Source organism: Flavobacterium sp. T12S277, from assembly GCF_048514875.1.
In the GTDB taxonomy this organism is placed as follows: Bacteria; Bacteroidota; Bacteroidia; order Flavobacteriales; family Flavobacteriaceae; genus Flavobacterium.
In genome coordinates this window covers 73,817-86,490 of sequence record NZ_JBLYEG010000014.1, presented here as the reverse complement: position 1 = coordinate 86,490, position 12,674 = coordinate 73,817, and the positions used below count along the sequence as shown (strand labels likewise).

General features: G+C 39.4%; 9 protein-coding genes. 8 read left to right on the top strand and 1 reads right to left on the bottom strand.

Annotation, left to right across the window (positions count from 1 at the left end; translation table 11 throughout):
- Window positions 1-59: 59 nt before the first annotated feature.
- Window positions 60-437, bottom strand: coding sequence for a hypothetical protein (locus ACN1CN_RS18425; protein ID WP_264524225.1), 378 nt, complete (start codon window positions 435-437; stop codon window positions 60-62).
- A 663-nt stretch (window positions 438-1,100) separates the two neighbouring features.
- On the opposite strand from ACN1CN_RS18425, the gene ACN1CN_RS18420 reads away from it, so the two are divergent.
- The 8 genes from ACN1CN_RS18420 (at window position 1,101) to ACN1CN_RS18385 (ending at window position 12,313) form a co-directional block, all read left to right on the top strand.
- The gene (locus ACN1CN_RS18420) at window positions 1,101-1,712 is read left to right on the top strand and encodes a nitroreductase (protein ID WP_419136669.1); all 612 of its coding nucleotides are present in this window, start codon (window positions 1,101-1,103) and stop codon (window positions 1,710-1,712) included.
- Between the two features lie 55 nt (window positions 1,713-1,767).
- Window positions 1,768-3,288, top strand: coding sequence for a pyridoxal phosphate-dependent decarboxylase family protein (locus ACN1CN_RS18415; protein ID WP_419136668.1), 1,521 nt, complete (start codon window positions 1,768-1,770; stop codon window positions 3,286-3,288).
- Window positions 3,266-5,707, top strand: coding sequence for a GNAT family N-acetyltransferase (locus tag ACN1CN_RS18410; RefSeq protein ID WP_419136667.1), 2,442 nt, complete (start codon window positions 3,266-3,268; stop codon window positions 5,705-5,707). Before ACN1CN_RS18415 ends, ACN1CN_RS18410 begins: the two co-directional genes overlap by 23 nt.
- A gap of 17 nt (window positions 5,708-5,724) precedes the next feature.
- On the top strand, window positions 5,725-7,077 hold the full coding sequence (locus ACN1CN_RS18405) for a lysine N(6)-hydroxylase/L-ornithine N(5)-oxygenase family protein (protein ID WP_419136666.1): 1,353 nt from the start codon (window positions 5,725-5,727) through the stop codon (window positions 7,075-7,077).
- Between the two features lie 109 nt (window positions 7,078-7,186).
- Complete coding sequence (locus tag ACN1CN_RS18400; protein ID WP_419136665.1) at window positions 7,187-9,019, top strand: IucA/IucC family protein; 1,833 nt, start codon at window positions 7,187-7,189, stop codon at window positions 9,017-9,019.
- A complete protein-coding gene (locus tag ACN1CN_RS18395) occupies window positions 9,019-10,425 on the top strand; it encodes an MATE family efflux transporter (RefSeq protein WP_419136664.1) in 1,407 nt (468 codons plus the stop codon). Before ACN1CN_RS18400 ends, ACN1CN_RS18395 begins: the two co-directional genes overlap by 1 nt.
- A gap of 239 nt (window positions 10,426-10,664) precedes the next feature.
- Window positions 10,665-10,907 carry an acyl carrier protein gene (locus tag ACN1CN_RS18390; RefSeq protein ID WP_264524232.1) on the top strand — a complete coding sequence of 81 codons (243 nt, stop codon included), beginning with the start codon at window positions 10,665-10,667 and terminating at the stop codon, window positions 10,905-10,907.
- A gap of 17 nt (window positions 10,908-10,924) precedes the next feature.
- Complete coding sequence (locus tag ACN1CN_RS18385) at window positions 10,925-12,313, top strand: AMP-binding protein (protein ID WP_419136663.1); 1,389 nt, start codon at window positions 10,925-10,927, stop codon at window positions 12,311-12,313.
- Window positions 12,314-12,674: the final 361 nt, after the last annotated feature.

The following is a 12,674-nucleotide window of genomic DNA, read 5'->3' as shown; positions in this document are numbered from 1 at the left end:
AATGCCATGGCCAAAACATCAAAATGTTTTCACCACAATAAAAATTCCGGAAAATTAAATTAAGCTACAGGAGGGCGGAATACCGAAAACAAAGCGGGATTCGAATATAAATCTGAAGTATAAGGAATTGCAACAGCTTGCGAAAATCCGATCGTAAAGGGAATATAAAATAGAGGTTTATCCTGCGGAACAAATACCAGCTGCACATAAGGGCCGGATATGTTTTTAAACGGAAGCTGCATGTCTCGGTCGGAATCATTGTCTTTTAAATCTTCTCCCCAATAATGCATTTCTAAAAAATCAAAAAAGCTAATCTCATGTCTTTCCTGGTGCTCTCTAAAGTGTTCCAATAATATCGGCAGTTTATAGAACTGCTGAAAGAACCCAATATTGGATACAATTAAAAAGATGAACAGGTATATAATGAGTTTTCGCACTTCACAAATTTAAACGATGTCGCAAAATAATTCCCCACTAAGTACGAGAAGGAGTGAACTTTTACCATTTTATAACCATAAGCCAACAAAAAATCGATTTATGTTATTAAAAATTTAAATGTTTTGCGTTTTTATGATTTTAAAATCAATTTTAATTGTTATCTGCAAACGCAAATTAAGCGGTTCGCTATTAAAAATTGTGTCTTTCGGACATTGATAAGCCACTAGACAATCCGGTTTTTACAACGGCAAACACTTTTGCCAAAAGAGTTCCAAATTGGATAAAACAGTTCTTTAAAGCGGGTTGTTTCTGTAAATACTCATTTTGTAAGAAAACAAAAATTTAAAGTTTTATTTACAATCATTTCACCAGAAATATATCGATTATTATTTCATTTTTCCTCATTCAGTAGTATTGTTAAAAAGCAGGAAAAACCAGCATTTACAAGGCCTATAAGCATTAAAATGTAAAAAATTACACCTGATTTAACCACAAACAAGTACGGACATTCTCATAAATTTTTAAAATTTATTTTTTTTGTTGGGATTAATTTATACTTTTGTCAAGTACTATTCTTATTCATTCTAAATAAGAATTACTTACAAATATATTTTTTTAACCCCAAATAAAAAAGAAATTTCTTAGAAAAATTTCAAAAATATATGAAAATCAAGAACAACCCCAGCAAAACCAAGCCGTCAGACTCTTCTTATAAACTCAATAAAATTTCAAAAAATATCCGCAACCGAAGAAGCATCTACGCCAATCAATTTGTCAAGGGAGAATTGCCTGAACCGCTGCTGGAAGAAATTTTGATTAATGCGACCTGGGCACCCAATCACAAAATGACAGAACCCTGGAGGTTTGTCGTTTTTCGCGGCAAATACCTGAAGAAGTACGGTGAATATATGGCTCACTATTACAAAGATTTCTATAGTGAATTGTCGCCCGAAGATCAAAGAGATAAACTTTCTTATCTCGAAAACTACCCGTTAAATGCAGCCTGTATGATTGGGGTAATTATGGTTCGAAACACCAAAATTGCCTTGCCTGAATGGGAAGAAATTGCAGCTGTCTCTTCTGCTGTACAAAATATAGCGCTTAGCTGCAGTGCTCATAAAATTGGCAGTTACTGGAGTACCAAAGGAGTAGCCATCGATTATGTTGCCAAATTTGGCCTCGCTGAAAATGAAAAATCACTAGGACTTCTTTATCTCGGTTATTATCCCGAAGCCTTAAAAACCCTCCAAAAAAAAGAGAACCCCACTATCTAAAAAAGTCGTCTACCTCGACTGAAAAATAACTTAAACCCCTTAAAACAACTATTTTATGAATACCACATTGATCCGTAAGGAAGCATTCGACAGAGAGGTCCAGCAGGACCAGGATTTTTACAAAGACATTTTCCATCAGAATTCCGGCCCGGAATATGCACAGGCAATGAAATTGGCACAAGAACGCGTTTCGAATTTCTTAAAAAACAATAAAAAACCGTTCAGTGGCATCAGACCGGAAGAAATAAGGGCTAAAGTGGAAGAAATAGATTTTGAAACACCCCTACCCGATTACGAAAGTCTGCTGAACGAAGTAGACGAACTTTATGTGAACCACGCCACTGCTTTTCACCTTCCGGAATATATTGCACACCTAAATTGCCCTGTGGTGATACCTGCACTGGCAGCAGAAATTCTGATAAGTGCCATCAATTCATCACAAGATACTTATGACCAGAGCGCCGGTGGAACTTTTATCGAAAGAAAGTTAATTGACTGGACCAGCGAGCAGGTGGGCTATACACAAGGCGATGGCGTTTTTACAGCAGGTGGATCTCAAAGTAATTTAATGGGGCTGCTCTTGGCGAGAGATTACTATGCCATGCAGTATCAAAAATGGAACATTAAAATGGACGGACTTCCACCTGATGCGCACAAGTACAGGATTTTTGTTTCGGATAAAGCGCATTTCAGCAATCATAAAACCACCTGGGTTTTAGGTCTTGGAGAACAAGCCATCGTAAATGTGGGTGTCGACAAAAGATACCGTATGGATCCGGAAAAACTCGAAAAGGCGATCGCTGACGAAATTAAAAAAGGAAACATTCCAATTGCCATTACCGCTACTGCCGGCACAACCGATTTTGGTAACATCGATCCGTTAAAAACAATCGCCGCTATTGCTAGTCAGTACAATTTATGGCTTCACGTAGATGCTGCCTATGGATGCGGATTGCTTTTAACAGAGAAACAAAGGTATTTATTAAACGGCATAGAACTGGCTGATTCGGTAACCGTCGATTACCACAAATCATTCTTCCAACCGGTAAGCAGCAGTGCCTTTATTGCTAAAAATAAACTTCACCTCAACCTGATCAAGCATCACGCTGATTATCTGAATCCTAAAGAGCAAAATTACGATGCGCTTCCGGCCCAGGTCAATAAATCAATTGTTCAGACTACACGTCGTTTTGATGCTTTAAAACTTTGGTTTACCCTTCGTTATATGGGCAAGAAAAAGCTCGGACAATTTACGGAGACCTTAATCGAAAGGACCCAACAAACCGCTGCCTATATCGAAGCCGATCCTAATTTTGAACTGTTATGCCACTCTGATATTGGTATTTTACTCTTCCGTTATCTCGACGGACCAGCTGAATCTAATTCTTGTGAAGTCAACAAATACATCAAAGAGAAACTGTTTTTTGGCGGCGAAGTTCTGGTAGCCAGCACCAAAGTAGATGGAGAATTCTATTTGAAATTCACCATTTTAAATCCCCTTACAACCCTAAATGATATTAAAAACATTCTTAACCTCATAAAACAAAACGGAGATGAATACCACAGACTTAACTAATTTCAAACAACTTGCCGAACAAGTAAATTACAAATCCCTCCTCAACTGTTATTGCAGAGAATTCAGCAACTGGAGCCAATACGAAGGTGTTCCGAAATACGACCCTGCTTTGGCTGAATTTATGCAGACTATCGATCACAGCTCTTTTCTTCGATTTGACTTTAGCACTGTTGGCCAGGAAGTTTTTGCTCCTTTGGTTTACTTTTCTGAAAGTGGCGTTCATGCTTTTGGCTTTCCGATAGTGTCCCGCACTATTGCAACCGATGAATTCAGAGAAATAAATCCTATCGCGTTCACAGAAATTGTTGCGGGCTATTGCAAAGCAGAATATCCGGATATTGATCCGCTTCCTACCCAAAAACGTATGGAAAACAGTATTGATAATCTCGCACTTTATCTGGAGCATTATAAAAATAGCGGCCGCAACGCCAGCAACCCGGAACAAACTTTTATATCAGCCGAACAATCTTTGATTTTAGGACATACGGTACATCCGCTGCCAAAAAGCAGAGAAGGGTTTACCAAAGACGAATTGCTAAAATATTCTCCTGAAACCGAGGGGCAGTTTCCGTTACACTTTTTCCTGGTGCACCCTGAAAATGTTATCGAAAAAAGTGCCGAAGACTATCTGATCACCGATTATCTGAGAAATGAAATTTCAAAATATGCCAATAAAAACGCCCAAGAATTACTGGATTTTTATTCGCAATACAAAGTAGTACCGGCACACCCTTGGGAAGCCAACTATTTATTAGAGCAAAAAGAGGTGAAAGAAATGCAGTCCAGACAACTGCTTTTCAGTCTCGGGCAATTTGGTCCTTCCTATTCGGCAACCTCATCGGTTCGTACCGTGTACAATGACGAAAGCGAATGGATGTATAAATTCTCACTGCATGTGAAAATTACCAATTCGTTCCGTGTCAATTATCCACATGAGCTTAATCGTGGTTATGATGCAGCACAGTTGATGAAAACAGATTGGGGAAAAGGCATTCAGAAAGACTATCCACAAATTCAGCTCGTTACTGATCCTGCGTTCATCACAGTGGTTTTTGAAGATAAAATTATCGACGGTTTTAGTACTAGTATTCGTCAAAATCCTTTTCATGGAGCCAACGCCAACAAAAATGTAACGCTGGTAGCTGCTTTGTCTCAGGATAACATTTTGAATGAACTGCCAAGAATCGTAACCCTGATTGAGGAATCGGCCAAAAGACAAGATACAACAGTAGCTGACACTGCTATTGCCTGGTTCAAACAATACCTGAACATCAGCCTTACGCCTTTGATTGGTGTTTTTAATAAATACGGATTTGGATCAGAATTTCACCAACAGAATGTAATGGTCGAATTTGATGAAAATCTGTTCCCATCAAAACTTTATTTCAGAGACAATCAGGGGTACTTTTTCCGCGAAGGAATCGTACCGGAACTGGAACGTTTAATTCCCGATTTTGGAAAAGAAAGCCGCTCTTTTATTGCCGAAAAAAGAATTATTGATTTCTGGGGGTATTACCTGTTAATCAATCATTTGTTAGGAATTGTGAGCGCATTGGGCAAAAACAAACTTGCTGACGAAACGGTATTACTGGACTTAATATACGATGCCTTAAAAAAAGAAGAAGATTCAGATGTAACAGGTTTGGTTTCTCATTTTACGAACAGTGTCAAACTAATCGTAAAAGGAAATTTACTAACCAGTTTAAACAATATGGACGAAGCCAGTGCGCCACGAACCAATCCGGCGGTGTACAAAACGTATCCTAATCCGTTAAACAAACACTTTTTCTCCAAAAAATTGATTCAGCCAAAACCAAACACTACGGTTTTCAGCCGCTTTTTTGAGAAAGACAACGTTACGATCAGCCTGCGTCCGGTAGATGTAGACAACGATCTGGAAATGCTTCACGAGTGGTTTCACCGCGAACATGCTTTGAAAATCTGGCAAATGAACTGGCCGTTACGTGAGTTGGAGGTATTCTATCGCACCATGCTTCCCGGAGGTCATTCGCACAGTTATATCGGAGAGGCCAACGGGGTTCCGACTTTTAATATTGAAGTGTACTGGCCGTGCCGTGACATTGTTGGAGAATACTATGACGTACTTCCCTCCGACTATGGAACACACCAATTTATCGCCCCAACCGATCCGAAATTAAAATACGGTTCTCCGGCAACGCAGTCTATGATGGATTTTGTTTTGAGTGAAGCCAAAGTAGGCAAAATGGTGGGTGAAGGTTCTGTAGACTCTATCGCTTCGATGATGAACAAGGCTCACGTTGGATTTAAAATTCAGAAAGTCATCGAAATGCCGCACAAAAAAGCCAATCTGAACTTCTGTTACAGAGAATGGTATTGGGCTAAATTCCCTGCTGCCGAAGCCTTTCAAAAAAATACCGTTTCAGCCACACAAGTTTAATTCGTAATACAACCACAATGAATACAGAAAAAATATATTCGGTAATCGGAATCGGGATTGGTCCTTTCAATCTTGGACTTGCCGCACTTATCGAACCCATAGAAGATTTATCAGCACTGTTTTTTGATCAGTCCGAAAGCTTTGACTGGCATCCGGGCTTAATGCTGAATAATGCTACCTTACAGGTTCCGTTTTTAGCCGATTTGGTTACCATGGCCGATCCGACTAACAAATACAGCTTCTTAAATTACATCAAACAAAGCGGACGTGCTTATAAATTTTACATCCGTGAAAACTTCTTTATCTACAGAAGAGAGTACAATGAATATTGCAAATGGGCCGCTGCTCAGCTTAGCAATTGTAAATTTTCGCACAAGGTTCTTTCGATCGATCCTGTTGACGATGTTTATAAAGTTACGGTGATTAATACCCAGACTTGTGTTACGGCTGTTTATTATGCACATAAAATAGTTCTGGGTACAGGAACTTCACCCTATATCCCTGAATTTATTGATGCTGAGGCATTGCCAAATGTGATTCACGCCTCTCAGTATTTGTATTTCAAGCCACACATTCAAAAAAATACAGCTGTAACGATTATCGGTTCAGGGCAAAGTGCTGCTGAAGTTTTCCGCGATCTTTTGCCGGATACCGAAGACGGATTGCAACTGAAATGGTTGACCCGTTCGTCCCACTTTTTCCCGCTCGACAATAAATCAAAGCTGACTTTGGAATTGACTTCTCCGGAATATGTAGATCATTTTCACAGTCTTTCGGCACAAAAGCGCAAACAGCTTTTAGACAGTCAACATGGGCTTTACAAAGGAATCGACACCGAATTGATTAATGAGATTTTCGACAGTCTCTATGAAATGAGTTTAGAAGACAAACCGTTGAATGTGGAGTTGCGCTCCAACATGCGTCTTACTTCGGTAAGTGAAGCGGCTGATGGTTCGTATACGCTTGATTTCGTGCAAACAGAACTCGAGCAGCCGTTCGAGGATCAAACTGATTATGTGATTCTGGCAACAGGTTATCGATACAAAGAACCAGCTTTTCTTTCGGGAATTGAAAACAAAATTGGCCGTTTAGAAAATGGCTTGTTTAAGGTGCACCGTAATTATACCATAGATAAAGACGGGACAGATATTTTTGTTCAGAATGCAGAATTGCATACACACGGTCTTTCGACTCCTGATTTAGGAATGGGTGCTTACCGAAATTCGTACATCATCAACCAAATTGCCAATCGTGAAGTGTATAAGGTTGAAAAACGAATTGCATTTCAGCAATTTGGAGTTCAAAAAGCAACTCCGGAGTTTTCGACAACGAATGTTATGGAATTAATAGACGAGCAATTAAACAATTAGATTTTAGCCCATTGATGTAATTAAAAAAAAATTGAACACTTAGAAACATCGTTTTTTAGTGATAAAACTATTACACCCAATCGGCAGATCTTACTAAAAATCAACTAAAATGACAACCCCAGAAAATACCTTTAAAGACGCTCAACATCTCAACGCCGAGATCTGGAACCAGGTAAATCGCAATTTACTGGCCAAAAGTATTTCGGAATTGATGCGTGAAGATGTCGCAAATCCCCAAATAACGGGTAAAGACGAGGACGGTCTTACCCATTTTATTCTAGAAACCGATTCAGAGCATATTTACTATATCTTTTCGGCCTATCCAAGATTTTTAAATTACTGGCACATCGTCAGAGACAGTATCTGCAAAGTCGAGCATGAAGTAAAATTAGATCATATTGACGTACCTAATTTCTTTATCGAACTTAAGGAAACTTTTGGTATTAACGATTTCACTCTTGCCCATTATATCGAAGAGTTACTGCACACTTTATATGCCGATGCCTACATCCATTCTAACCGTCGTGTGCCTGTGTCCACCTTAGTCGATGCTGATTTTCAGACCATCGAACACAGTCTGGACGGCCACCCATGGGTAATTGTCAACAAAGGGCGAATTGGTTTTAACTCGGGAGATTACAATAATTTCACGCCGGAGTCAGACCAAAGAACCCGTTTGATTTGGATTGCTGCTCATAAAAACAGAGCCGCTTTGCGTTTACAAACCGATATGGAGCATCAGGCTTTCTACGAAAGTGAAATCGGAAAAGAAAAACTGGATGTTTTTAGAAAGAAGTTAACAGCACTAAATGTAAATGCAGACGATTATGTTTTTATCCCTGTGCATTTATGGCAATGGCAAAACAAATTGGTCGTGCAGTTTGCTAATGATATTGCTTCCAAACATCTTGTTCCTTTAGAATTAACCGAAGATATTTACAGCCCTCAGCAAAGCATCCGTACTTTTTTTAACGAAAGTGCACCCAATAAACATTATGTAAAAACATCGATGTCTATTTTAAATACCAGCCACGTTAGGGGTTTATCGCCTAAACAATTATTAATTGCGCCACGTTTGACAGAATATCTGAAAGACGTTCTTAAAAAAGACGAGCATTTACAAAAAATGGGCGTTGTGCTTTTGGGCGAAGTGGTCTCAGTTACCTACACCCATCCTAGTTACAGCAAAATTGCCAATCCTCCGTACCAGTACAATGAATATTTGGGTGCCATGTGGCGCGAAAGCCCGGTAAATTCGCTTAGAAAAGGCGAAAAATTAATGACGATGGCGGCCTTATTATATGTAGACCAAACCGGTAAAAGTTTGGTAGAGGAACTGATAGAGAAATCAGGTCTTTCTACAGAGCAATGGCTCAAGGCTTATATGACGGCCTATCTTAAACCTGTGCTTCAAATTTATTACCAGCATTCTTTATCTATTGATCCACACGGACAAAATGTGATTCTAATTCTAAAAGATTATGTACCAACACGTATTGCTTTGCAGGACTTTGTGGGCGATATTCTGATCAATGAAGAAGCGAAGAAAAAATTGCCGCAGGAATTTATTGAGAACTTGTTTAATGCCTCTCCAAATCCTGAAAACGCACCATTAACGATACTGATTGCCATTTTTGATGCCTTCTTTAGATACCTGAGCGATGTGATGATCACAACGGCAAACTATACCGAAACAGAATTCTGGAATTGTGTTTACGACATTGTTACCGAATATCAGGCAGAACATCCTGAACTTCAGGAAATCTTTAACAAATACAATATGTTTATTCCTGAATTCAAACGTCTTATTTTCAATAGCCGACGTTTGTATAACGGGTATGAAGAAACAGCTGGTTTTCCACACATGAAAAAAAGTGGTTTTATTCCGAATCCACTGCATCAGTTAATCAATGAAGAAGTACTAACGGCAAAAGAAAACTAATGAAAGAAGCCCTTTTAAAAACACGCTCTTTCTTTGGTTTGTTAAGGCGTTCACTAGCCGGCAGCGAAAGCAATTTCACTTCGGGAAGTATCAACAAAACCATTATTTTGCTGTCTGTTCCCATGGTAGCAGAGCTGCTGATGGAATCTTTATTTGTATGCTCCAATCTGTTCTTTGTTAGCCGATTGGGAACAAATGCTATTTCTATTGCGGGAGCGACCACTACTTTTATCACCTTTTGTTATTCGGTTTCTATTGGTCTCGGAATTGCGGCCTCCGCCATGATTTCCAGAAGAATTGGAGAGAAAAAATTCAAGGCGGCAGGTCAAACAGCCATGCAGGTTATTTATGCTACAGTACCCATTGCGGCGCTGATTAGTATTGTCTGTACCATCTGGACCACCGATATTATGGGTGCAATGGGACTTTCTGCTGCGATGGTTGAAGAAGGAACTACTTACGGAATCGTCATGTTTGCTTCCAGCGGGTTTTTAATTCTTCGTATCGTCGTAAATGGGATCTTTAGAGGTACCGGAGACGCCTCCACCGCTATGAGAATACTTTGGCTTTCGAATGCCCTAAACATAGTGTTGTGCCCGATATTTATTTTTGGGTGGGGGCCAATTCCGGCTTATGGTCTGTTGGGAGTTGGTCTGGCGACTTTGATTGCGAGAGTGATCGGCGTACTTTATCAGGCCTGGTATCTGATAAACGGCAAAACCCTGTTGAAAATTGGTCTGGCACAGTTGGTTTTTAATCTCGCTATTTTCAAAAGAGTCTTAAAACTGGCTTTTGGCGGTACGGTACAATTTATCATTCCCGCTTCAAGCTGGGTGTTCATGATCAAAATTATGTCACATTTTGGCGAAAATGCCCTTGCAGGTTACATACTGGCGCAAAGAGTTACCTCTATCGCTACGATGCCGGCCTGGGGTCTTGGAAATGCCGCGGGAATTTTAACCGGACAAAATCTGGGAGCCAAACGTCCCGACAGAGCCGAAAAATCGGTTTGGAGAGCGGGAATGCTGAACATGGGATTTCTGGTTCTAATTGGAGTCTGCTGGATTTTCCTTGCCGTTCCGGTGGTGAAAATCTTTACCGATAATCCCGAGGTAATCTCTTTTAGCACGATGTACATTCATCTTATCTCGATGGCTTATATACTGCTGGGTTATACAATGGTTATTTCGAGAGCCCTTAACGCGGCTGGCGAAGTAAAAGTAGTGACCTGGCTTTACATCCTGATGTTTTATGTCGTGCAGATTCCGCTTGCTTATGCCTTAGGAATTTCTTTTGATCTGGGATCAAATGGTGTATTTACAGCCATTCTTATTTCGGAAATCATATTGGCTGTAGCCTGTATTGTGGTCTTTCGAAAGGGAAAATGGAAGCACACAAGAGTTTAAAAACAAACCAATTTAAAGAGATTTCACCCCGCTGGGGTTCAACAAAACGGATTATAGAAATGTTATAAATATTAATGTCTCGATGGAACATAATAGCTATTAAAAGCTCCGAAGGAGCGACATATCTATAGAAAATTAATGATACCATTTTTGTCAAAGCTCCAGCGGAGCGCTATCTCTTTACCCATTAGAACATTACACAAAATAAAAATATCAATTTAATATTAAATCATAAAAAAATGAGTACAGTAGAACAATTACACGGAGTATTTGCAAGAGCTTTTGAAATTCCTGTTGAGGCAGTTAACGACGGACTGGAATATCAGGCTATCGCCGAATGGGATTCAATGAGTCATCTGGTATTGGTAGAAGAACTTGAAAGCACCTATAAAATCTCTATCGAAATGGAAGATATCCTTGAAATGGGAAGTGTAGCAAAAATAAAAGACATCCTTAAAAAATACGGATTTGAAATTAATTAGAATAGACCACTAAACTTATGGAACTATACGATTTAATCAGGAAAAACGAAAAACTGACTTTTACCGATTCCAGCACAGGACTTTCAAAATCTATTGCAGAAATGGATCAGTCGCTGGAAATTGAAAACATTCGTTCGGTTGTTTTTATTTACAATGACAATCAGTTACCCGCTATTGAAACCCTGCTCAACTTTTATCAGAGCAGGTTTACTATCGCTTTGCTGGGAATGGGCTTACACGAGCATTTTAAAGAAAATTTAGAACAAAAATATACGCCTTATTATATCTTCGACCCTACGCGTACCGAGATAGAAGGCTATACCACGGTAAATGCATCGGACACTATAGTATTGTTTAAACGAAATGTAAATTTAATTTACCCGATACACGCCAAAATCAAACTTTTGCTCAGCACTTCCGGAACTACCGGATCGCCGAAATTCGTGAGGCTTTCCGATGAAAATCTGGTGCACAATGCAAAGTCGATTATGGAGTATATGCCTATTCGAACGGACGATGTAGTGCCTTTAAATGTGCCTATTAATTTTGTTTACGGCTTATCGATTTTTACCACCAATTGCATCAAAGCCAGTCAAATTGTATGTACGGATAAGGATGCTTTTCAAAAAGAATTTTGGGCCGATTTCAAAAAATACGGATACTCTACCCTGGGTGGCGTTCCGTACTTTTATGAAATGTTATACAGTATTGGATTTTTCAAAAAAGATCATCCTTCACTGCGTTACCTAACGCATACGGGCGGAATGCTGAATCACAAACTGATCGAAGCGATTTCCGACTTTAGCGAGAAATTTGGCAAGCAGTTCTATGCACAATACGGTCAGACAGAAGCTTCGGGCCGTATGGCTTATCTGCCTCCTAAAGACCTGTTGCGAAAAGGAACCTCTATTGGTTTACCTGTCAAAAATGGACGTTTTGAGATTGATAACGAAACGGATGAGCTGATTTATATTGGTCCTAACGTTTATGGCGGTTATGCCAATGTCAGAGCCGATTTACAGTTTTTTGAACAGCAGGAAAGACTTCACACCGGAGACAAAGCCCGTAAAGACGACGAAGGTTACTACTACATTGTGGGCCGAATCAAACGAATTGTGAAATTGTTTGGCGTACGTTTGAATCTTGACGAAACAGAATTACTGTTAAAAGATGCACTGGGCGGACAAACTTTTATCTGTTTGGGAATAAACGATAAGCACCTGGCCGTTATGTACACCGACAAGAATATGAACAAAGAATTGATTCTAAAAATCTTAAAAGCCAAACTGAATCTTCACGCCAATTCTTTAAAAGTAATGCATATAGAAGATGTTCCGCTTACACCAAACGGAAAGGTAAACTATCCATTGCTTAAAGAAGCACTCGAATTAGAGGGAGCTTTGTAGGTTTTCAGTCTCAGTCTCAGTTTTCAGTCTCAGTTTTCAGTTTTCAGTTTTCAGTCACGCTAATCAGTAAACACTAAAACTGGGCACTGTGACTGAATACTGTGACTTTTTTTATTCTTCAAAACAAAAAGACTCCTGATACTATTCTTTACTTAAGGAAGCACTAGAATTAGAGGGAGCTTTGTAGGTTCTCAGTCGCAGTTTTCAGTCGCAGTCGCAGTCACGGTAATCAGTAAACACTAAACTGAGCACTGTGACTGAATACTGTGACTTTTTTTCTCATCCTTCAAAACAAAAAAGACTCTTGACACTATCCTTTACTTAAGGAAACATTAGAACTAGAGGGAGCTTTGTAGGTTTT

Excerpts from the sequence above, each read along its gene's own strand:
- ACN1CN_RS18385 (WP_419136663.1), top strand. The coding sequence starts at position 10,925 with ATGGAACTATACGATTTAATCAGGAAAAACGAAAAACTGACTTTTACC.
- ACN1CN_RS18400 (WP_419136665.1), top strand. The coding sequence starts at position 7,187 with ATGACAACCCCAGAAAATACCTTTAAAGACGCTCAACATCTCAACGCC.
- ACN1CN_RS18395 (WP_419136664.1), top strand. The coding sequence starts at position 9,019 with ATGAAAGAAGCCCTTTTAAAAACACGCTCTTTCTTTGGTTTGTTAAGG.
- ACN1CN_RS18390 (WP_264524232.1), top strand. The coding sequence starts at position 10,665 with ATGAGTACAGTAGAACAATTACACGGAGTATTTGCAAGAGCTTTTGAA.
- ACN1CN_RS18410 (WP_419136667.1), top strand. The coding sequence starts at position 3,266 with ATGAATACCACAGACTTAACTAATTTCAAACAACTTGCCGAACAAGTA.
- ACN1CN_RS18415 (WP_419136668.1), top strand. The coding sequence starts at position 1,768 with ATGAATACCACATTGATCCGTAAGGAAGCATTCGACAGAGAGGTCCAG.
- ACN1CN_RS18420 (WP_419136669.1), top strand. The coding sequence starts at position 1,101 with ATGAAAATCAAGAACAACCCCAGCAAAACCAAGCCGTCAGACTCTTCT.
- ACN1CN_RS18405 (WP_419136666.1), top strand. The coding sequence starts at position 5,725 with ATGAATACAGAAAAAATATATTCGGTAATCGGAATCGGGATTGGTCCT.